At 49.2% G+C, this 18,738-nt stretch carries 26 protein-coding genes and 2 pseudogenes; 9 read left to right on the top strand and 19 right to left on the bottom strand.

The annotated features are described in order from the left end of the window. Positions 1 to 334 precede the first annotated feature (334 nt). From ACFO6W_RS05445 to ACFO6W_RS05410, 8 genes and pseudogenes are all read left to right on the top strand, one after another. Positions 335 to 583 (top strand): hypothetical protein, encoded by a 249-nt coding sequence (locus ACFO6W_RS05445; protein WP_379994362.1) that lies wholly within the window; start codon positions 335 to 337, stop codon positions 581 to 583. Positions 584 to 597: 14 nt separating this feature from the next. After that, entirely contained in the window at positions 598 to 1,029 is a 432-nt protein-coding gene (locus ACFO6W_RS05440) for a hypothetical protein (RefSeq protein WP_379994361.1), read from the top strand. A 46-nt stretch (positions 1,030 to 1,075) separates the two neighbouring features. Beyond that, positions 1,076 to 1,450, top strand: coding sequence for a hypothetical protein (locus tag ACFO6W_RS05435; RefSeq protein ID WP_379994360.1), 375 nt, complete (start codon positions 1,076 to 1,078; stop codon positions 1,448 to 1,450). Between the two features lie 5 nt (positions 1,451 to 1,455). After that, entirely contained in the window at positions 1,456 to 2,070 is a 615-nt protein-coding gene (locus ACFO6W_RS05430; RefSeq protein ID WP_379994359.1) for a hypothetical protein, read from the top strand. A 26-nt stretch (positions 2,071 to 2,096) separates the two neighbouring features. Further along, complete coding sequence (locus ACFO6W_RS05425; protein WP_379994358.1) at positions 2,097 to 2,576, top strand: DUF7258 domain-containing protein; 480 nt, start codon at positions 2,097 to 2,099, stop codon at positions 2,574 to 2,576. A 13-nt stretch (positions 2,577 to 2,589) separates the two neighbouring features. Beyond that, positions 2,590 to 2,799: pseudogene (locus ACFO6W_RS05420) on the top strand (DUF3873 family protein); the annotation flags it as partial. A gap of 245 nt (positions 2,800 to 3,044) precedes the next feature. After that, on the top strand, positions 3,045 to 3,656 hold the full coding sequence (locus ACFO6W_RS05415) for a hypothetical protein (protein ID WP_379994357.1): 612 nt from the start codon (positions 3,045 to 3,047) through the stop codon (positions 3,654 to 3,656). Positions 3,657 to 3,821: 165 nt separating this feature from the next. Then, a complete protein-coding gene (locus tag ACFO6W_RS05410) occupies positions 3,822 to 4,142 on the top strand; it encodes a hypothetical protein (protein ID WP_379994356.1) in 321 nt (106 codons plus the stop codon). Positions 4,143 to 4,251: 109 nt separating this feature from the next. On the opposite strand, the pseudogene ACFO6W_RS05405 reads toward ACFO6W_RS05410, so the two are convergent. From ACFO6W_RS05405 to ACFO6W_RS05315, 19 genes and pseudogenes are all read right to left on the bottom strand, one after another. After that, a pseudogene (locus ACFO6W_RS05405) lies at positions 4,252 to 4,632 on the bottom strand (M23 family metallopeptidase); the annotation flags it as partial. A gap of 209 nt (positions 4,633 to 4,841) precedes the next feature. Further along, positions 4,842 to 5,276 carry a DUF3872 domain-containing protein gene (locus ACFO6W_RS05400; RefSeq protein ID WP_379994355.1) on the bottom strand — a complete coding sequence of 145 codons (435 nt, stop codon included), beginning with the start codon at positions 5,274 to 5,276 and terminating at the stop codon, positions 4,842 to 4,844. A 29-nt stretch (positions 5,277 to 5,305) separates the two neighbouring features. Next, the gene (locus ACFO6W_RS05395; RefSeq protein WP_379994354.1) at positions 5,306 to 5,767 is read right to left on the bottom strand and encodes a DNA N-6-adenine-methyltransferase; all 462 of its coding nucleotides are present in this window, start codon (positions 5,765 to 5,767) and stop codon (positions 5,306 to 5,308) included. Positions 5,768 to 5,769: 2 nt separating this feature from the next. Further along, positions 5,770 to 6,354 carry a conjugal transfer protein TraO gene (locus ACFO6W_RS05390; RefSeq protein ID WP_379994353.1) on the bottom strand — a complete coding sequence of 195 codons (585 nt, stop codon included), beginning with the start codon at positions 6,352 to 6,354 and terminating at the stop codon, positions 5,770 to 5,772. A gap of 2 nt (positions 6,355 to 6,356) precedes the next feature. After that, a complete protein-coding gene (traN, locus tag ACFO6W_RS05385) occupies positions 6,357 to 7,319 on the bottom strand; it encodes a conjugative transposon protein TraN (protein ID WP_379994352.1) in 963 nt (320 codons plus the stop codon). A 57-nt stretch (positions 7,320 to 7,376) separates the two neighbouring features. Continuing rightward, a complete protein-coding gene (gene traM, locus ACFO6W_RS05380) occupies positions 7,377 to 8,780 on the bottom strand; it encodes a conjugative transposon protein TraM (RefSeq protein ID WP_379994351.1) in 1,404 nt (467 codons plus the stop codon). Further along, positions 8,758 to 9,048, bottom strand: coding sequence for a TraL conjugative transposon family protein (locus tag ACFO6W_RS05375; protein WP_379994350.1), 291 nt, complete (start codon positions 9,046 to 9,048; stop codon positions 8,758 to 8,760). Before ACFO6W_RS05375 ends, traM begins: the two co-directional genes overlap by 23 nt. 7 nt (positions 9,049 to 9,055) lie before the next feature. Next, positions 9,056 to 9,679, bottom strand: coding sequence for a conjugative transposon protein TraK (gene traK, locus ACFO6W_RS05370; RefSeq protein ID WP_379994348.1), 624 nt, complete (start codon positions 9,677 to 9,679; stop codon positions 9,056 to 9,058). A 27-nt stretch (positions 9,680 to 9,706) separates the two neighbouring features. Beyond that, complete coding sequence (traJ, locus tag ACFO6W_RS05365) at positions 9,707 to 10,753, bottom strand: conjugative transposon protein TraJ (protein ID WP_379994347.1); 1,047 nt, start codon at positions 10,751 to 10,753, stop codon at positions 9,707 to 9,709. 2 nt (positions 10,754 to 10,755) lie between these two features. Next, entirely contained in the window at positions 10,756 to 11,376 is a 621-nt protein-coding gene (locus ACFO6W_RS05360) for a DUF4141 domain-containing protein (RefSeq protein WP_379994346.1), read from the bottom strand. Positions 11,377 to 11,438: 62 nt separating this feature from the next. Further along, positions 11,439 to 11,744, bottom strand: a complete 306-nt coding sequence (locus ACFO6W_RS05355; protein ID WP_379994345.1) for a DUF3876 domain-containing protein — start codon at positions 11,742 to 11,744, stop codon at positions 11,439 to 11,441. 12 nt (positions 11,745 to 11,756) lie between these two features. Further along, positions 11,757 to 11,945 carry a hypothetical protein gene (locus ACFO6W_RS05350; protein WP_379994344.1) on the bottom strand — a complete coding sequence of 63 codons (189 nt, stop codon included), beginning with the start codon at positions 11,943 to 11,945 and terminating at the stop codon, positions 11,757 to 11,759. A gap of 42 nt (positions 11,946 to 11,987) precedes the next feature. Then, the gene (locus ACFO6W_RS05345; protein WP_379994343.1) at positions 11,988 to 14,492 is read right to left on the bottom strand and encodes a TraG family conjugative transposon ATPase; all 2,505 of its coding nucleotides are present in this window, start codon (positions 14,490 to 14,492) and stop codon (positions 11,988 to 11,990) included. Then, on the bottom strand, positions 14,485 to 14,820 hold the full coding sequence (locus ACFO6W_RS05340; RefSeq protein WP_379994342.1) for a DUF4133 domain-containing protein: 336 nt from the start codon (positions 14,818 to 14,820) through the stop codon (positions 14,485 to 14,487). The genes ACFO6W_RS05345 and ACFO6W_RS05340 overlap by 8 nt, the downstream gene beginning before the upstream one ends. A gap of 21 nt (positions 14,821 to 14,841) precedes the next feature. Next, on the bottom strand, positions 14,842 to 15,141 hold the full coding sequence (locus tag ACFO6W_RS05335) for a DUF4134 domain-containing protein (RefSeq protein WP_379994341.1): 300 nt from the start codon (positions 15,139 to 15,141) through the stop codon (positions 14,842 to 14,844). Between the two features lie 163 nt (positions 15,142 to 15,304). Then, positions 15,305 to 15,991, bottom strand: coding sequence for a hypothetical protein (locus tag ACFO6W_RS05330; protein ID WP_379994340.1), 687 nt, complete (start codon positions 15,989 to 15,991; stop codon positions 15,305 to 15,307). A 63-nt stretch (positions 15,992 to 16,054) separates the two neighbouring features. Beyond that, a complete protein-coding gene (locus ACFO6W_RS05325; RefSeq protein WP_379994338.1) occupies positions 16,055 to 16,345 on the bottom strand; it encodes a DUF3408 domain-containing protein in 291 nt (96 codons plus the stop codon). A 23-nt stretch (positions 16,346 to 16,368) separates the two neighbouring features. Further along, positions 16,369 to 16,824 (bottom strand): DUF3408 domain-containing protein, encoded by a 456-nt coding sequence (locus tag ACFO6W_RS05320; protein ID WP_379994337.1) that lies wholly within the window; start codon positions 16,822 to 16,824, stop codon positions 16,369 to 16,371. Then, positions 16,817 to 17,593 carry a ParA family protein gene (locus tag ACFO6W_RS05315; protein WP_379994336.1) on the bottom strand — a complete coding sequence of 259 codons (777 nt, stop codon included), beginning with the start codon at positions 17,591 to 17,593 and terminating at the stop codon, positions 16,817 to 16,819. Before ACFO6W_RS05315 ends, ACFO6W_RS05320 begins: the two co-directional genes overlap by 8 nt. Positions 17,594 to 18,354: 761 nt before the next feature. Between ACFO6W_RS05315 and ACFO6W_RS05310 the strand changes: the two genes are divergently transcribed. After that, the gene (locus ACFO6W_RS05310) at positions 18,355 to 18,720 is read left to right on the top strand and encodes a plasmid mobilization protein (RefSeq protein ID WP_379994335.1); all 366 of its coding nucleotides are present in this window, start codon (positions 18,355 to 18,357) and stop codon (positions 18,718 to 18,720) included. Positions 18,721 to 18,738: the final 18 nt, after the last annotated feature.

Here is an 18,738-nt window from a genome sequence, read left to right as displayed (position 1 = left end):
GCCACTATTTCTACAAACGTGGAGTTTATTTTTCGTTTTTTCCTGCCCGTATCTTTCTATAATTTCTTCCCCGTTTAGCTTCAATGCCATCGAAGCCTAATGAGTATTCGATTTCAGGCGCAAAGGTATTTCCGTGTTCTTCACGCCGCCGCAAGGTCGAGCCTGCGGGTTTGTCGAAAAATCTTCCTCTTTCCCTTCTTTTATCTATCCGGGCGAGCGTATTTATTCGCCAAAACCTTGCGTCGGCTGAACACTACCCTTTTTAAGCCCCTGAAACTCGAATACTCCTCACCGGCTCCGATACGGCATAGCGTTAAAAAAAAGGTCAGAAATTATGATACGGGCAGAAAAAAATATGAAACATCGAACCTCCTACCTTCCAATTAGCATAGGTTGGGTTTTGAAAATAGCCTTTGCAGCAGCGGGTTTTGCTCTGTGGGGCTGGGCTTTCGTAGCGGTGATAGCAGGGCTTTACATTGGGTTCAAGTTCCTTAAAGGGCTGCTTTCCTGCTTTCTATCGCTTCTTATTATTGCGGTGGTAATCACGCTTTCAGTAGTAATAATCATTCTTTTAATCATTTAAAAACATACAGAAATATGAAAACGAAAATCATTCAGATTTTTACGGCTTTGGCGGAATTGGAAGCCAAAGGATGCCACGCTGTCTTTTTTGAGTACGGTAACGGCTTGTTCCGGGTACGGATTTTTAAGGGCGAAGCAATCAATGAAAAGATTGTGTGCCAAAGGGTAATCAACTCAACCCGTGAACCTGCCGGATTGGACGAATTGCTCAACTTCATTGAAAACCTGAAAAACCACATTACGGCAACCGTTTTCCAATGCTACAAAAGGGATTTTGTAAAAGGCGAAAAGGCAGGCAAATGGGAAAAGACAAAATCCGCCTTTGAGTTTGGCGACAACGTCACTTCTGAAATGCTCATAGACGGTTCGGGATATTATATCACCGACCCCGACAGCAACTTGCAGTATTTTGTCGATATGAAACAGGCAGGCGAAACGGAAAAATAGTATGAATCGGGGGTGGGAACATCCTGCCCCCACAATACCCAAAAAAATGGAAATTATACAAATAGCAACGGTAAACAAATGGTGGAACACATTGGCAATGGACGTTAAATCGCTTATAACGGGCATTTACGATGAAGACGAAGCGGATGTATTTTGGAAATACTTGTTTGTGAGCGACAAGCAAAACATTTACCAATGGCAACAAGCCGAAGCAGGAAACATTGGCCTGTCCGAAGGCGATAAGCACAGCCTTTTCATGGAAATCGTGTGCGAATTGGCAGACATCGCCCTTGAAAGCGAATACGGCATATCCCGTGAGGAAATGATTGACGAAAACGGCTCGTTTTACGAAAAATATCAGGACAGGTTTAACGACCTGTACGATGAGATAGAAGAACGGTTATCAAACATTAATTTTTAGTTGTCATGGAATACAATCAATTATCCAATACGGAAAAGATAGCCTGTGTACGGGAAATGAATTTTTTTCGTACCGAACGCCACGATGCAGCCGTGTACCTGAATGCACTGCGCACGGATAACCGCGCCATTATTGAGGAATACGAAAGTTTCGGCGACCGTCCGTACCAGTTCTTTTTGAACAAACGCACATACGATGCGGGGTTGCAGTTCGGCTTTACCGGCAAGCGTTTTAATAAATACGGATGGCTTGAAAACGCCGATTTTACAGCAAAAGAACAGATAGAGTTCACCCCCAAAGACCGCCCCGTAGCCTCCAACCACCTGACCATCGGGCAGGGAGCGAACGGCAAATGGAGCTATGGCGCAAGCTACTCCACAGGCGCAGCAGGTTGCGGATACGGTCTGGGCGTTTGGGGCAAAGTATTCGACACCCGTAAAGAGTGCCTGAAAGCGGCTTTGCAGGAAATCATGGACGGACACCGCAGGTATGAAAAAGACCTGAAAGGCGATACCTGCGGTAACTTCAACGCCAGATTATCCCGTGAAATTGTCCGTCAGGTGAAAGACATGTTCGATGAACTCACGGGCAGGAAGGCAGTACAGTTATCATTTTTCTAAACATTAACATTAATACAATAAGCATTATGAAAACAGCAGAAGTAAACGACAGTATTATAGGTAAGCGTTGCAAGAGCATTTTTACAGGCTTGATGGTAACGGGCGTTATCGAAGAAATAAGGTTGGATGAACATACAGCCAACGTAAAAGTCCGTTTTGATGAACCGCACAATTGGGGCGGAGAATGGTATAAATGCGACTGGTCGTTCGCCCGGTTGCATGATGAGTTCGGCTCGTTACACCACCTCGAAATCATCGACAACGGGTATAGAACCGTCAAAGTCAGTTTTTCACAGGGTATCAAGGAAATAAACCGCATGTTTACGGACAGTTACAAGCACTGGGAATGTGTCAATCTGAAAGAGCGGATAGATAATTACGAATCGTCCCGTTTTACTCAAACCGGCGAACGGTGCGCCATTATTACCTCCGAATACAATATGGAGCATATACGGGAGTGGCTCATGAAGAATACACCCGTAGCAAGTATTGAAACAATCATCTAAAACATCAAATATCATGCAATCAAACAATTCAATCAATGCAAACGGCTGTTCCGTTTGCGAAGCAGGCAAGGAGAAGTACACCAAATGCGTTCTGGGGGCGTTTCGTGGAACGATTTATTACCAGTACGATTATCGCTCAAAAGATGGCGAGTTATTTACCACCTTGCAGGAAACACTGGAACTATGCAGGGCAAAACGGGATAAATGGATGCAGGAAAAGAACCGCAAGCGGCTTTTTCCCAGCACCCTGCAAAAAATGCAGGACGGCAAACGGCTGACCAAAAGTGAAATGGCGTACCAAATCGGCCATGTGGAATCCTGCCACACCGTAGCGGTCAGTTGGGACTTTTTCAGGAGGGAAGAAATCGTAACGACATTCAACCGGATTTTCGGAACGGAAATAAAATAGTATGTAATAGTATGAACAGGGGGACGGAAAGTTACCGCCCCCCGTAATAAAAAAATAAAATGAAGAAATTAGTAAGGGAAATCACAGCGTACAGGTATGGCGAACTGGAAGAATACGCACGGGAAAAGGCACGGGAAAATTACCTTGCCGAAGAACATCTGCCCGAATTTTTCTCGGACGACCTGACCGCCGAATTACAGGAACAGTACGGATTAAACCACCTGAAAACTTACTATTCGCTTTCGTACTGTCAGGGCGACGGCCTGTGCCTGTACGGACGGATAAACCATTCCGAACTTTTCGGCAACGGCAAGTTTAAAAAGGTAGCCTTCGAGGGTATCCATTACAGGCAAATACAATCCGTATATGACGTGTTGCAGGGCATTGACTTTGAACACTGCAACCGTTATTTCAACGCTAAAACCGTCTGCATTGACAGCCATTTTTACGATGATGCAACCGACAGGCAGGTGGAAATAATCGAGCGGATTGCCGCTAACGTTCAATCGTGGTACTTTTCATTTTGCAGGGAATGGGAAAAACGGGGATATGACTATTTCTATAAAATATCCGATGAGGAAATGAGAGAAATATGCGAAATAAACGATTATTTCTTTGCAAAGGGAGGGCAATCCATTAACATGGACGAATACAGTGAGTCAGCAGTATAATTTTCACAGGGCGGGGAAATCCCGCCCGTTACTTTTTCCATGAGCGACCTATAAAAATGCGGGAGAAAAAGGAACAAAAAGCCAACATGACAGCGGATTTTCCTTCGAGTTTTAAGCCTGATCCGCTGGCATTTCCTATCTTTACAGCCTGAAAATATCAAATATATGGCCGTAAAAATAGAGAAATGGGCTGCCGCCCAAAAGAAGCATAAACTGTCCGACAAACACGTCCAAATGGCGCGGGAATTGGGCTTAAACCCCGACAAGCTGGGTAAGATAGATAACCACAAGCAGGAAACATGGAAAACGCCCCTGCCGCAGTTCATTGAAGATATTTACTACAAACGCTTCAAGCGGGAAGAACCCCTTGCCGTTCGGTCGCTGAAAGACATCGCAGCGGACGACAAAGCCCGCAAGGAGAAAAAGAAAAAGGAGAAAGCAAAGAAACGGGCAGCCGGAGCGCAAGAGGGCAATACCCCTGAATAAAACAGAAAAATCCGATGAGATAACCATCGAATTTTTCCATGATGCAAACAATGTATCCGGCCTTCAACATTTTCAGCAAACAGCAACACCATTCTACCGGATTCAGGAAGCGGTTGCCTTTCCTGATTTCATAGTGCAGGTGGTAGCCCGTCGTTAGCCCGCTGTTTCCCACACAGGCAATGTGTTTACCTATCCTTACCGAATCGCCCGTATTGACCAACGTTTTGCTTAGGTGTGCATAAAACGAGCGGAAACCGCCTGCATGTTGAATCTCTATAAAAAATCCATACCCCGAATCGTAGCCTTTGCGGACGACGACCCCGCTGCCTGTGGCATACACGGGAGCGCCCCTTACTTCGGCAAAATCAATTCCCGTATGGAATTTTTGCGTTTTATAAATGGGATGTTTACGTTTTCCAAACCCCGATGAAATATGCGGTTCTTTAACCGGAAAAATGACGGGATAGCGGGATAATTCGTAAACCGACATTTGCAATGAGCCTGCAATCCGCTGAAACTCTTTTACGGAATAAATCTTTCCCATACATTTTTCTATTTCTGATTTTCGGTTTGGCTGCCCATATACGGACAAGTGCAGCAAAGCGGCGAAGAACAATATGATGTATTTCATAACTGTATCTTATCGGTTATTAAAAGCGCCCGAATTGCTCCGGGCGCTTGCTTACCTGATTTTTACATTTATTCTTCTTCCGCCCCTTCATTCTGAAACGAAAAGGTTTTTTGAATGACCTGCCCCGCATCGTCCTCAATATACACGTCTATCGTTTGCTGGTCGGTGCATCGGGAAGTGTAGTACAGCCGGAACACTTCTTTTGTCAGAGGGAACAGGTCGTTAGACGTCAATACCCTGCCATCGTCCATGCGCAATTCCCCCGTTCCGTCCGTTTGAAAGAAACGAATGTAGTACCGCGCCTCCTTATAGTCGCCTTCCCTGATTAATTTACAGCGGATTTCCACCGTTTCGCCCTGCACAATCTTTTTAGGAACCGGCATAGTTTCCAAACCAAACAAGTAGCGTTGATGAATATCAAGACCGTCGCTACAGGCTAAGGCCAGCAGCATCATAGCCGCCAGCCACGCTGTTATTCCGAAAAAACTTTTTATCTTTCTCATTGTGATTATTTTTTGTTGATGAACTGATTTTATAAATACAAAAATTTCCCTTTCAGGGTATTGCCGGAGAGTATCCGGGCGTTCTCCGTTCCGTATGCGATAAGCATGGAGCCATTTCTCGGCTGTAAGCCCTGCGTACCGTCCGGCCTGAAGAACCGCACCCTGTCATACAGGAACTTGATTGCCGTAGCGTGCCGGAGTACAATGTCGTGAAACCATTTGGCTTCCACTTTGGCGAAGACCAAGGCGATACCGTTATTGTGTCCGGTCATTTTTGTAAGGAACTGCTGTACCAGCGGATTCGAGTAAGGCGGATTAAGCCATACCCTGCCGTGCCAGTCTTTTTCCAAACCGTTTTCTTCGGCGGTATAGAAATGCTTTGCCGAACGGTTCTGCCGGTAGGCTTCCGGTGAAGAAGCAGGGTCTAAGTCAAATTCGCCCAACGATTGTATAATCTCCGCAGGCGTGTACCACTCGTCGCTCGTTTTCATACCTAATCAACCATAAAGCGTAAACCGATGCCGAACTGCGTATGGAAATGTCCCGTAGAGTTGCCCCACAATACCCGCTCGCGCCCTGTCAGGAGCAATACAACCCGGTCAGTCAGGTAAGTTTCGATTTCGAGGGTAATCGCCCCGCCATAGATAAAAGCGTCCTTATCCCTGGGCGTGGAGCCGTCAAACAGCAGCTTTTCGCCCCAGTTCGATGTTTCATACCCCGCCAGAGCCGAACCGCCCAGCGACAGGAAAAACGTTTTGGAGCCGTCAGCGAGGATATTGAGGAAATACCCACCTTCTCCCGTGAATTGCGCCACAGGGATGCGGCTGTCCTTATAGGGATAGTACCTCCCAAGATACTCCGCACCGAACACCCATTTGTTGCCATGTCCGGCGTAGGTCGCTATCGAAGCTCCGAAGTAATAGCCCGTTTCATTTTGATTTGCAGACGAATAAATACCGTCCACCATGCCGCCCGTTACCTGTATGCCCCGCATACCCGGTAAACAACGCTGCGCGTATGCCCCGCCCGGAAGGGCGAAGCATAACACCAACGTGAGAATAATTGTTATCCGCTTCATGGTTATTTCACTTTGAGTTCGTTAATAACTTTCGCCCTTACCAAATCGGCATTATCGACGGTAAACCGCTGATGCCGCCCACCGTTCTGTTCGTTCAGTTCCACGACCAGCATCTTATCATCGGGAATCGTGAATTTCGGCATCGCGAACACCATGCGTTCGATGTGCTGGCCGTTAATCAGCATCAGGTTGTTGTAGGCGCGGAGCGGCCACATCACCTGTTCCTGAATAGCGGTACGCTTCGCCACCTGCTTATCCACGATTTTGAAGGTGATAAAATCGACGTTGAACGGTACGTTGGACGAGTTTTTCAACTGGAGGTGAAAATACAGCAGTCCGTTGTGGGTATAAATTCCCTTTAGCGTGTGCTGGATTCCGAAGCGTTTGCAGCCGATATGCTTTATTTCGCGGTCATTGTTTTTGTAGATGGACTGCATAATCAGGCGCACCAGCAGCGGCGATTCCTGCCCCAATTCCTGCATATAGACTTGCAGGGCATTGTTCGGGCGGTTTACCGCCTCGCCGTCGTGCAAAAAATCGCTCATCTCGACGGATAGCTTTACAGGTTCGTCCGCATACTTCACATTGAAGGCATAATACGCTCCGTCTTCGGTTATCACCGCCAGATTGCTTTCCCGTGAGAAGTCGCGCAGGGCGGCTTTTACCCGCAAGACGTTTTCCGTACCGTCCGCTTTGGCTGCCATGAGGTCAGCGCTCCCCAAGTCCACATACCGGATGGCAGACGGGAAAATGACATGCACCGTCTTGTTAAACGTTACCTCCAAAGCATACGGCGGAATCATCCGGTTGAAGGTCAGCGGGCGCGTATAGCCCTGATAATAATCCCCTGTGGAGGGCGATGTTACTGCGGCGAGTGTATCGGTAGCCGCCTGTTGCCTGTTTTCCTGCGCATTGGCAGTCATTGCGCTTACCGCGAAGGCAAGCAGAATCAAAAGATGTTTCATTGCTTTTTAATTTTAATTGTTTGACAAAAAGATTTTTTTAGTGGTGTTTGCGATTATTTATTGTGTTTTCGGAAGCAGGAGCAGGCGGTAATTCGCTTTCAGCGTTACTTTTACCACGCTCATTTTCTTGCTCACATACTGCGATGCTCCCTGTATCAGCCCCTTTCCCATATCGGCGGCGAGTTGCGACCCTGCGTTGTCGGAAATCATAATGCTGGTTCCGGCAGAGTTCGCCAGCGTCGCGGCTACCTCTTTGGCGGCATTGATTTCGTCCGAGCCGGGTACGGATATTCCCCGCTGCCCGTCCGTGTCGTACACCAGCAGTTCCACCGGAATAATATTGTCCGCGTACTGGATGGAATTAATTATTACGTCCAGCCGTTCGCCCGTAATCCGGCAGCTTCCTGTTATCACGGTATTGACAGGAATCAGCATATCCCCAACACGCATCGGTTCCAGCAGGCGTATTTGCACTTCTTTCCCGTTGGTAAGCGTGACGGTCTGATAGACGCAGGCGCGAATGCTGTTTTTATCCTGTACGCCTTCGTTCCCGGCAGCAGTCAGAAATCCGGTATTACGCGGCTGACTGTATGCCGAAATAAATTCCCCGTTACTCATGGGAGCCGCCAACAGCGACACGACGTTTTGCCGCACCTGCTTCACTGGCTGTGCTGCCGTTTTGCCGGATTGTCCCGCCTGCATCGAGGAAGATCCGGAGACAGCTTCGCCCGTTGCCGCTCCGCTTGCTTCCCGTGCGGTTTGCGGCATATATCTCGCTGCCATTTGGTAAGATTTTTCCAGCATTGCCGCCTGTTCATCTTCGGTGGCCTTACGCTGTTCGGCTTCCTCCAGCTTGCGTTCGAGTTCATTCATTCGCTCTTCGACAGCGAGTTCCTGTGCGCTCTTCCCGGCAGGTTCTTCGTACCACGACCCCAACTGCTTATTTATATCCTGATAGGCATTTGCGGAGGCTTGTAAATTATTTGCAGGTTTCGTTTGCCGTGCAGACGGATTTTCGTAATACTCCGGCTGACTGGATTCTGTCTGCTTTGGTTCTTCCGCTTGGTCGAACATGGTTGAAAAATCCTGCAAAGAGCGCATCCGTTCCTGTTCCTTTTGCCTCATGGCTTCCCGCTCGTAAGCGTCGCGCTTGTCGGATACCAGCCCGCCATCGGTCGGCATCGGCAGTTCGACGTTCAGCCCGGCTTGCTGCGCTTCTTTCTCCCTGTCCTTGCCGGACGGGGCGAAAATCAGCCATAAGGCCGCGCCGAAAATCAGAAAGAACAGTGGCATGACGAGCATTTTCCTGCGCTTTTGCATTTCAGCCGGAGTAAGTTCCTTTTTCGGCTTTACCGGTTTTTGAGCCAGCTTCCCGGATTCTTGCTTACCTTCATGTTTAACTTCGGGCGCTGCCGCCGTTTCCGGCGGTGGCGTCCCCTTATTCAAATTTTCCTGTTCCATTGTAATTATTGTTTAATCGGTTAATACTGTCCCTTTGCTGCTCCATCCGGAGTTTAAGGGTTTCTATCTGCTCTATCCGCATCTTTTCGCCCCTGTCCCTGCCGAAATTGTAGATACTGCTTACGGTCATATAGACGGACAGGCCGCTGAATACGATAAGCATGGTAACGATAAGGATTACCCGGCGGTCTGGGGTCATTCTGCCGAGCAAGCCCCGCAGGATGTCTTCCAGCCACTCATTGATTTTGCTGAATAATTTCTTTACCATAGCCTGCCTACCTTTCCATTACCCGCACATCGCGGTTTTCAATGATTTCAAACTTCTCCATAGTGAAACCCTGCGGGTTGTTGTCGCTCCTGACCGAATTGATAAGATTGCAGCGCGTAACCAAACTCCGCTGGGTGATGTTGGACGCCCGGATAATCATTTGCCGGGCGTAGGTTACAGCCATGTACGGATAAACATCAAGGTCAAGCGCCACGCTATCGACCGCAACAGTCTGGTTGATATTGCCCGAAATAATCCGGTTATAGTACCCCTTTTCCGCCATATCCTGGTAATACTTGAAAGCGCTCTTGTCCACCAGGAACAAAGCCCTTGTGATGTTGCTTTCGATGGCTGACTTATCCGGGGAAAGGGTAAAGAACAGTTCGTGAAACCGGCGCACATGCTCGCGGGCTTCCACCGGACGGTTCTGCGAAAGGTCTTGCGAGAGGGCAAGCATTAAGGACTTGCCCCCGTCGAGGACATATATCTTTTGCCGTTGCGCTTCGGCGAAACTGTACGACGACCAGACCGAATAACCGGTGACGGCGGTACAGGCAACCAGGAACACGATACCGAAAAGGCGTATCTGCCTGAATGATGTTTCAATATTTTTTAATGATTTAAACTCCATTGTTTTACTTATTAATTAATTGCTTATTTATTCACTTTTCGACCTGTTCAGCAGGCGTCCCGCGACATTTTTAACAGCGCCCCCGGCGCGTCCGGCCATATTCCCGGCAGCGGCTCCGGCTGCGCCTCCAACCATTGCAGCCCCTTTGTTTCCCATCGAATTGACCCCCTTCATCGAACTTCCCATGCCGCCCGACTGGATAATCCAGTTAGCCACCGTCGGGATGCTGAAATACCCGATAATCCCTATAATCAGGAAAATGATGTGTACCCCGTCCGAGCCGTCCGGCACGTAAGACGGGTCTTGCAGTAGGGCGATGTCCGTTTTCAGCATGAGCGCCTGTATCTTGGACAGCACCGCCGAAAACAGGTCGGCTACTGGCAGCCACAGGTACACCGAGATATAGCGGGAGAGCCACCCGGTCAGCGTGGACTGGAAGCCGTCATAGACGGAGAAGGCAAAGGCTACCGGCCCCAATACGGACAGCACGACCAGGAAGAAGGTACGCAGGGTATCGACCGTCAGGGAAGCGGCATTGAACAGCAGCTCGAAGAAATCCCGGATCAACTGCCGGAACCACATCTTCATGTCGTAAAAGCCGCGTTCCACCCACATGCCGAGTTTCTCTGTCGCATCCAGTATTCCCAAATCTTTCATCTTCTGGTCGTACACTTCGTCATTGACCAGCCACGCCTTGCCCTCTCGCACCCGCGCATCGTATTCCAACTGTTCTTTTTGCTTCTGCAGGTCGTGTACGTCCGTTATCTGCGATTCCAGTATGGTATGCGTCCCTTTGACGACGGGCGACATAACGGCGTTGATAGTTCCCAGAACAATGGTAGGGAAGAACATGATGCAAAGCCCAATGGCGAACGGCCTTAACAGGGGAAACACGTCTATCGGCTCCGCCCTGGCTAAAGCCTGCCATACGCGGTAGGCCACGTAGAACAGTGCGCCGAAGCCTGCCAAGCCCTTGGCCACACCCACCATGTCAGCGCACAGGGGCATCATTTCCTGATACAGGTTCCGAAGAAGCTGGTGCAGGTTCTCAAAATCTATTGCAAGCAGTACCATAATTACCAGTATCTTTCGGATGGATTACCATACAGGGCGCGTACCCGCTCCATGTCGCCCGACTGCTGGCTGCGGATAAAGGAAACAGAGATACTCTTTTGGGAATAGTACCGGACAAGGTTGCGGTACTCTACCATTTTGGCATGTATCCCGCCTATCACGTTCATACGCTCGGCGTCGGTCATGGAAAGCCCGTTGGAGGCCGAAACGATATCCTTTATATCCGAAAGCAGGTTGCCGCTCTCTTTCAGCAGTTTGGCGTACCCTTCCCCGATGGCTTCCAGTTCCGCCGGCGTGAAGTTCTTATCCGTCAGCATCCTGTTGAAACTGGTGGAATATATCTGCGATATTTCGCTGACCAGTTCCACCGTTTCCCTGACCTTGCGGGCGTCTTTTATCAGGTTATGCACCGATTTGAGGGCGTCGTAGTATTCCTTGCCCTGGCTGTAAATCTTCTGCATTTCCTTGAAGGAGTTAATTACATTGGTCGCAGTGGTGGCGGTTTTGGAAACCGTCAGGATATTCTGCGCGAGGTTCGACGGGTCAATGACCGCCCATTGTGCTTTTGCTTCATAACCGAAGAAAAGCGTGATTGCCATAAGGCATACAAACATCTTTTTCATTTTGATTTTTTTGATTGTTAATACTGATTTTTTTATCCGGCGCGGGAACAGCCCCGTATGGGCTATTCCTCATCCGCCCGGATATATTCGCCGTAGTCGGAAAGTATGAGTACGTCACTTTCGGCGTCATAACTTATCCTGATGCGCCCGTACAGGTAGAAGAACGTAACTCCCCACTGGTGGCGGATTGGGCAGGTAAAGACCGTGGCGGCGTCATAGGAAAACTCCAGCCGGTAGCGCGTCCCCGTGAAAACTATACGCACTTCCGGCGACCCGCCGGGGCTTACCCACCGTCCGGCAATTTCCCGCAGGGGGAAATGCGTCCGCGCGGTACATGGGTCTGATACATTGCTATTTTTCCTGAACATGGCGCATCCTCCTTACTTTTGGGATTTCGGCTCTTTGTCCTTTTCGACAATGAAGATTTCTACCTCAACATCCCGTTCTCCTTCCCCGTCTTCCGATTCCGGCGACGGCGAAGCCAGCAACGCTTCCACGAGGATACTGTTGATTCCCGCGGTGTAGAGCGCCAGCTTTTCCAATTGTTCTTTACTTAATTTGCCAAACATGATTTTTTTAGTGGTTATGGGGCGTAAAGCCCTGGTTAATACTTAATTTTTATTTCGCTTGCTTTCGGCTATCTGTTTAATAGCCAGTTCGATATTCCCACCCAGTTCTTCGGTTTTTTGCATCACTTCCAGCTTCTCCGTTTCCTCGGTCGTGTAGGTCATGTATTCCTCGGCGCTGACCTCGGTAGCATACACCGCCGACTGAACGCCGCCCAGACCAAACCACACCTCCTTGTATTTTCTTGAAGGGTTGTTGGCCATGTTGATGGAGAGGATTTGCCCCTTTTCCTTTTCGGTAAGTCCCAAAAGGGCTTGGATACTGTCGAACTTGTTCATGTATTTGCGCTGGTCTAACAGTATCTTGCAGTCGGAGTTGTTGATGATACTTTCCTTGACGACGGGCGAGGCGATGATGTCGTCTATTTCCTGGGTTACGACGACGGCTTCCCCGAAATATTTCCTTACCGTTTTGTACATATATTTCAGATACTCAGCCATATTCGCGGACGAAAGGGCTTTCCATGCCTCCTCTACAATCAGTTGCTTGCGGACACCTTTCAGGCGGCGCATTTTGTTTATAAACGCCTCCATGATGATAATCGTAACCACGGGAAACAATTCCTTGTTCTCTTTTATGGAATCTATCTCGAAGACAATAAAGCGTTTGGAAAGCAGGTCGATGTTTTTGTCCGAGTTGAGCAGGAAGTCGAAGCGGCCGCCCCGGTAATACTGGCGAAGCGTGGTCAGCATGTTGTCGATATTAAAATCTTCGCGGCTGACCTTGATTTCCCTTTCTTCCAGTTCCCTGCGGTAATCGTCCCGCATAAACTCGTAGAAGGTGTTGAACGAGGGGACGATAGAACGGTCTGCCCTTATCCGCTCGATATAGGCCGATACCGCGCTGCCGAGTTCCCCGCTTTCGGTCTTGCTGACCCTGTCGTCCTCGGATTTCCAGAGCGTGAGCAGCAGCGTCTTGATGCTGTCCTTCTTCTCGACGTCGAACACATAGTCGTCCGTGTAGAACGGATTGAACGAAATCGGGCTTTCCTCGGTGTAGGTGAAATAGATGCCGTCTTCCCCTTTGGTTTTCCGGCGTATCATTTCACACAGTCCCTGGTAGGAATTTCCCGTGTCCACGAGGACGACGTGCGTCCCCTGTTCCCAGTATTGCCTCACGAGGTGGTTCATAAAGAAGGATTTTCCCGAACCCGAAGGCCCCAAGACAAACTTGTTGCGGTTCGTGGTAATTCCCTTTTTCATCGGAAGGTCGGAAATATCCACATGGAGGGGCTTTCCCGACACGCGGTCGCACATCCTGATGCCGAAGGGCGAGGGGGAGCTTTTGTAGTTGGTTTCCCCGGTAAAGAAGCACAGGGCGGGTTCGATAAACGTGTAAAACGATTCCTCCGCCGGAAAGTCCCCAGCATTGCCGGGCATGGCCGCCCAGTAGAGCGTTGCCGCGTCCGTCGTGTTGTGGCGCGGCTTGCACTCCATGAGCGCCAACTGGCTGCCTACGTCGTTGCGGATATGCTTGAGTTCATCCGCGTCGTCGCTCCACGCCATGACGTTGAAGTGCGCCCTGACCGAAGTCAAGCCGAAGCTGTGCGCTTCGTTCAGGTACTTGTCTATCCACTCCTTATTTATCTGGTTCCCACGAGAATAACGGGAAAGCGACTGCATGTTCCTTGCGGATTTTTCAAACTTCCGCAGGTTTTCGGCACTGTCATCCAAAAAAATGTATTGATTGTACACATGGTCACAGGAAAGCAGCAGGCCGACAGGCGCGGCAAACGAGAGCAGGCAGTCGCTTCTATCCGTAGATAGCTTTTCATAGCGCATGTCCGTCCCGACTTTGCCCGGCAGGTCTTCCACGTCCGACAGCGTGTGCAAACAGACCGTGTTACTGCCTATCCGCAAACCGTCGGCTCCGAGTTCCATATCCTGCAAGCAGGTGGTGTCTTCCAGCGACAGGGCAAAGTACTTCTCCACCAGCCCCGCGCTTTCCGGCGTTCCCGTGATTTCATCGGAGGTCAGGCGCGTCAGGGTAATAAACCCCGAATCGTTTACTATACGCTCAAACTGCCCGACGGCTTCGATGAATTTCACCGCCGTTTCCTTATTTACTTCTTTCGGCAGGATAAACCCGCGACAGAGCGACGAGAAGTTGGACTGCATACGCATCCTTTCCTTCGTCGTTTTTGTCAGGAATAAGAAACAGGTGTGATTGAGGTACGGGCGTTCGTTAAAGTGGCGTTCAAACGAGCGGGACAGGAAACTCATGTCTTCCCTGTCCGTTTCCGGCTTGTAGTTCTCTTTTGTGAACCAGTCCTGCTTTTGGATTACCGAGTAATCCGGCAACACCTTCACCGCTTTCGCCCATGCCGAGTGTATCGCTTCATATTCGGCGGAGGTTACGGTGAACAGTTCGGGCAAGTCCACCCGAAAGGCGACCGTAATATCCGCGTCCTTGCTGATGATGCAGCCGTGCTCCACCGAAAGCAAGGGGAACTTGCTTTCGATGGTGGCTGCTTTTAGTGTGTTACGCATACGCGGCCTCCTTTCTCTTACAGTGCAGGAAGAAGCGGCACGAGTTTTTGCGATTGATAAGGAAACGCGGGTGTTGGCGTTTGGCCAGCAGTTTCATCAGCCCGTGTTCCCCATATTTCGCGTTCAGGTTGAAGGTCAGCCATACCAGACAAGAGGCGGCAATTACACCGAAGCCGATGCAAAACCATTGATCGACGCCCGCCATGTAGAGGATGACGAAGACGACGAACACGGAGAGCAGGCCGCCCGCAAAAATAAAAAGGTACTGTGCCTTTAAGCCCTTGAACTCGACGCTCTTTCCGATTCCTTTATTTATATTATACTCCATTCTGTTAGTTGTTTGGAGTGATTATAAAAAGAAAGAGCGCAGGATGGTGGCGGCGACAATCAGGAAGATACATGCGCCAAACCACGAGGCCGCGGTTTTCGATGTGTCGGGGTCGCCTGAACTGAACTTGTTATACACTTTGATGCCTCCGATCAGCCCCACAACCGCGCCGATGGCGTATATCAATTTTGTTCCTGGATCGAAATAACTGGTGACCATGTTGGTCGCTTCGGTGATACCGCCGATACCGTTGCCTTGTGCGAAGGCGTTGGCAGCGGCAAGGATAGCCACCGCCGACATAAGAATCTTTTTCCTTGTCATTGCTAATTTTTTTTTAAAGTGGCGGGCATGGGGCGGGATTAGTCCCCACGCACCGCCGGTGGATAATTGCTTTTTTTACTTTCTCGAATTTTTTCAGTGGTTGGCGTCCGTGAGCTAACCGTAATCTCTTTGCTTCATACCTCTTTTTTTTAATTGTTAATCACTATGCGAATGCCCGCGGATCAAAGTCTTTGGGCGCTTTCACGCCTGGTTCATCATTCGTTTCGCCCGCTTCCCGCTTGCGGCGGTGGTAGGCGGCGAAATAGTCATCCATCAGCTTACCGGCGGTGGCTTTCTTTTTCGGCTCGCCGGATACGGCCTGTTCAAACATATCGGTCTGTCTGACCTCTGCCAGAACCCGCCCGGCTTCTTCCCGCTGTTCGGAACTGGCGGCTTCTGGATTTTCCACCGTTTTCACCATGCCCGACAAATCGTCGAAGTTTACCCCGGTCGCCATACCTGCCCCGGCAGGTTCCCCCGCTTCCCCGCTTTCTTCGGAATCTACGTTGTCTTCGTAACCGTCGGATGCTGACCCCTCCGGCTCGTCGTTGAAACTTAAATCTATTTCGCCGGAATCATCCGTCCCGCCCGAAGAAAAAACCTTGTCCAACTCGGAGGGAGGGATCGTTGCCGGAGTTTCCGGGTTTTCCCTGCCTGCGTTTCCGGGAGCAAATGTAGGCGTATTTTCTTCACGTTTATCGCTTTTAATCAGCGTGGTAGCTTGTGGCAGCGAGTGGCGCAGGTCGAAGCCGCTTTTCCCGATAATGTCCTCTTTCGGGGATGCCTTGAATGGGTTGAACGCCGGGCGTTTCGCCGCATTCCTTTTCCGTTTTACCGACCGTTCCCACACGAGGTAGCAGGCGAGGAAAATCAGGTACAGCACGATGGCTGTAATGAATATCCGTATCATGGCCTAAAATATTTGCCCGATATTTTTTTCGTACAGGTCGGTAATATCACCTTTGTACGTGGCAAAATGATGCTCCAGCACATTGTGGATGTAGCTGAACAGGGACACTTCGTTTTTGCCTATCACCTGCACGATTTTAATAATCCGTTCGTGATGTTCCTTGCTGATATAAGCCGTCTTACCGCTCCGGGCTGTTGTTTCGGCTTCGTGCATGAACAGCGATTTGTAATCCTGCGGCTTACTCTCTTTTGTCGGAGCGACTTTGCCGCGTCCGAATACTACTATCCTTTTCATTTTCTTTGTTTTTAATGGGTTGTTTAAAATACGTCCGTATTTTTCTTACGGTACAATTCAGTAATTTCGTCCTGATAGGTGGAAAAATGGTGTTCCAGTATGTTATCCAAATAGCCAAACAGGGAAAATTCATTTTCACCGATTACCCGAACGATTTTGAGGATACGGTCGTGGTATTCCTTGCGGATATACACCACTTTCCCGTTGCGCGTTTTGATGGCGGCATCTTTGAAAAACAGGGTTTCGTATTCCTGCGCCTTGTTTTTCCGCCGCTTGTTTTCTTCTTTCGGCGGTTCCGACTCTTTGACAGGTTCCGCCGCTGCAACCACCGCTTCCGGTAATGGCAGTACCGTTTCTTCCGGCGCAGCCTGCGGTTCCGGTAGCGGTACCGGGTCGGTTTTTAGTTCCCTGTTACTGCTCTTAGTTTGGGCAATAACAAAATCGGGATTAATACCGGATGTATCTACCCGCTTACTCATGGCCGGTAAGGTTAAGGACTTCCAACAGTTCATCAGCCAGCGTATCAACATTACTGCCTTTCAACAGAGATTTATCCGGCGGGAACAGCGTCGAGAGGAACAGCGGCTTGTGTTCGATGTTTTGCTCGCGGCGGAAACGCACGGCATTGGGGAGGAATGTTTTGAGTAGCGGAAAATCCAGTTCCTTGATAACGCCTTCGTACACCTCGTACAGTTCGGTCTTTTCACGCCCATCCACCAGATTCCACAGCAGGTACATCGCTTTGATATTGGATTTTCCGGTAGCGATGATATTATCCCTTACCGAAATCATGTAATCCAGCGTACTTTCCATCACCACGCGCGAGGCAGCAATCGGCGCAATGAGAAAATCCATGTGCGCCAGGGTTAGAATCAAATCCCTGTTATTCATCGTGCCGGGCAGGTCGAAGAAAATAATGTCAAAATCCATATCATAATCTTCGACTATTCGTTCGGCATCGGCTATCGCCCTGCTGGTGTCGCTCTCTACAATGGGATAAGCTTTCCTGCCTTCCAGCCGGGTAAATTGCTCGTAAGCCATTCCTTTGTAAAACTCGTCGTCTTCCAACATTTTAAAATCCCGTTTTCGCATGCTGTGAATACTGTGCTGCGGAAAATCGCAGTCAATGATAGCTACGTTGTAACCCAGTTCGTAATGCAGGTAGGAAGCTGCCAACACGGTAAGGGTTGTTTTTCCGGCTCCGCCCTTTTGGGTCGAGAATGCCACATAAATCGGTTCCTCTTTCATTGTTTTACATTTTTAATTATACATCTGATTGTTTGTCTATTTATCTGTTTTCATTTTCGTTTGCATCTGAAAACCTTTGTTTATTCTGTCATTTACAAGCCTGCCTGTTTGTATGAAATCGTAAAAGCATAAAAGCACAAAACTTTAAAAGCATAAAAGCGTATCGGAATAAATGTGCATACATGCTTTTATTTTTTTGCACATTCCAAATCGTACGATTTGAAAATTTACTTTGTTCGTTTACCTGCCTGCTCATATAACCGTTTGTTTATTCTTACCCGATTTTACAGTTTGGAACACATGAAATTTTATGCGTTTACATGTTCTTTTAAAATTGTTTTCAGCGGCAAAGGAAAGCCTTCTTTTTGAGGTAATCACCATGTTTCGGGTCGGTGGCAACTTGTGGCGTCGAGTGGCGTCGATGAGTGACACACAGCGGATTGGATATGCCCGTAACTTTGCAGCATGAAATGTTACGGTCGGGTGCGGGGTCGCTTTTAAGGTTTAGTTACCCCTTCCCAAACTGCCCTTTGACGTGCCGACTTTTCTTTCGGCGAAGCCGGAACAAAATCTGCCCCTGTGGGCAGATTTTCATTTGCGTCTGGGCAAATAGCAAGGTATGTTTCGCGTAACGCGAAACGTTTTCCGTAACCGGAAAACCCTTACCCTTGCAGGGGGCAAACTACCTCCGAAGTCGGTAGTTTAGGGGCGATGCTGCACCCGTCGTGACGGATTTATGAACCACTTTAAAAATCCGTGTTATGAATGAAAGTAAAGAACCCCGTAAAAGGGGAAAAGGCGGACGACCGCCCAAGAGCGACCCGGCGGAAAACTGCCTGATGGTGCGTTTTTCCGATGCCGAGTACGCCGGGTTCCTCACCATGTACGAGCAGTCGGGCATCCGCTCGAAGGCGCGTTTTATCCTTGCCCGTATCTTCGGCGAAGCGTTGCGCGTGATAAAAACCGACAGTTCAGCGGTCGATTTTGTGATGAAACTGTCCGCTCTGTACGGGCAAATCCGTTCCGTCGGCGTGAATTACAATCAGGTGGTGAAGCAGCTTCACACCACTTTCGGTGAGAAAAAAGGTAAGCGTCTCCGCGATGACGTCTTGATTCGCTTTTTGTAACCCTGTACATTTGCAAAT

This window comes from Dysgonomonas termitidis, from assembly GCF_042654545.1.
In the GTDB taxonomy this organism is placed as follows: domain Bacteria; phylum Bacteroidota; class Bacteroidia; order Bacteroidales; family Dysgonomonadaceae; genus Dysgonomonas; species Dysgonomonas termitidis.
Note: the sequence above shows the minus strand (reverse complement) of the source record. Positions and strands in the feature narration are given on the sequence as shown.

Bases quoted from the DNA above. Each gene is read 5' to 3' on its own strand.
- ACFO6W_RS05445 (WP_379994362.1), top strand. From the start codon at position 335: ATGATACGGGCAGAAAAAAATATGAAACATCGAACCTCCTACCTTCCA.
- ACFO6W_RS05325 (WP_379994338.1), bottom strand. From the start codon at position 16,345: ATGAAAAGGATAGTAGTATTCGGACGCGGCAAAGTCGCTCCGACAAAA.
- ACFO6W_RS05375 (WP_379994350.1), bottom strand. From the start codon at position 9,048: ATGGTAAAGAAATTATTCAGCAAAATCAATGAGTGGCTGGAAGACATC.
- ACFO6W_RS05320 (WP_379994337.1), bottom strand. From the start codon at position 16,824: ATGAGTAAGCGGGTAGATACATCCGGTATTAATCCCGATTTTGTTATT.
- ACFO6W_RS05345 (WP_379994343.1), bottom strand. From the start codon at position 14,492: ATGCGTAACACACTAAAAGCAGCCACCATCGAAAGCAAGTTCCCCTTG.
- traN (WP_379994352.1), bottom strand. From the start codon at position 7,319: ATGAAACATCTTTTGATTCTGCTTGCCTTCGCGGTAAGCGCAATGACT.
- ACFO6W_RS05430 (WP_379994359.1), top strand. From the start codon at position 1,456: ATGGAATACAATCAATTATCCAATACGGAAAAGATAGCCTGTGTACGG.
- ACFO6W_RS05440 (WP_379994361.1), top strand. From the start codon at position 598: ATGAAAACGAAAATCATTCAGATTTTTACGGCTTTGGCGGAATTGGAA.
- ACFO6W_RS05355 (WP_379994345.1), bottom strand. From the start codon at position 11,744: ATGTTCAGGAAAAATAGCAATGTATCAGACCCATGTACCGCGCGGACG.
- ACFO6W_RS05310 (WP_379994335.1), top strand. From the start codon at position 18,355: ATGAATGAAAGTAAAGAACCCCGTAAAAGGGGAAAAGGCGGACGACCG.
- ACFO6W_RS05395 (WP_379994354.1), bottom strand. From the start codon at position 5,767: ATGAAAACGAGCGACGAGTGGTACACGCCTGCGGAGATTATACAATCG.
- traK (WP_379994348.1), bottom strand. From the start codon at position 9,679: ATGGAGTTTAAATCATTAAAAAATATTGAAACATCATTCAGGCAGATA.
- ACFO6W_RS05315 (WP_379994336.1), bottom strand. From the start codon at position 17,593: ATGAAAGAGGAACCGATTTATGTGGCATTCTCGACCCAAAAGGGCGGA.
- ACFO6W_RS05410 (WP_379994356.1), top strand. From the start codon at position 3,822: ATGGCCGTAAAAATAGAGAAATGGGCTGCCGCCCAAAAGAAGCATAAA.
- traM (WP_379994351.1), bottom strand. From the start codon at position 8,780: ATGGAACAGGAAAATTTGAATAAGGGGACGCCACCGCCGGAAACGGCG.
- ACFO6W_RS05400 (WP_379994355.1), bottom strand. From the start codon at position 5,276: ATGAGAAAGATAAAAAGTTTTTTCGGAATAACAGCGTGGCTGGCGGCT.
- ACFO6W_RS05360 (WP_379994346.1), bottom strand. From the start codon at position 11,376: ATGAAAAAGATGTTTGTATGCCTTATGGCAATCACGCTTTTCTTCGGT.
- ACFO6W_RS05425 (WP_379994358.1), top strand. From the start codon at position 2,097: ATGAAAACAGCAGAAGTAAACGACAGTATTATAGGTAAGCGTTGCAAG.
- ACFO6W_RS05390 (WP_379994353.1), bottom strand. From the start codon at position 6,354: ATGAAGCGGATAACAATTATTCTCACGTTGGTGTTATGCTTCGCCCTT.
- ACFO6W_RS05435 (WP_379994360.1), top strand. From the start codon at position 1,076: ATGGAAATTATACAAATAGCAACGGTAAACAAATGGTGGAACACATTG.
- ACFO6W_RS05340 (WP_379994342.1), bottom strand. From the start codon at position 14,820: ATGGAGTATAATATAAATAAAGGAATCGGAAAGAGCGTCGAGTTCAAG.
- ACFO6W_RS05350 (WP_379994344.1), bottom strand. From the start codon at position 11,945: ATGTTTGGCAAATTAAGTAAAGAACAATTGGAAAAGCTGGCGCTCTAC.
- ACFO6W_RS05335 (WP_379994341.1), bottom strand. From the start codon at position 15,141: ATGACAAGGAAAAAGATTCTTATGTCGGCGGTGGCTATCCTTGCCGCT.
- traJ (WP_379994347.1), bottom strand. From the start codon at position 10,753: ATGGTACTGCTTGCAATAGATTTTGAGAACCTGCACCAGCTTCTTCGG.
- ACFO6W_RS05415 (WP_379994357.1), top strand. From the start codon at position 3,045: ATGAAGAAATTAGTAAGGGAAATCACAGCGTACAGGTATGGCGAACTG.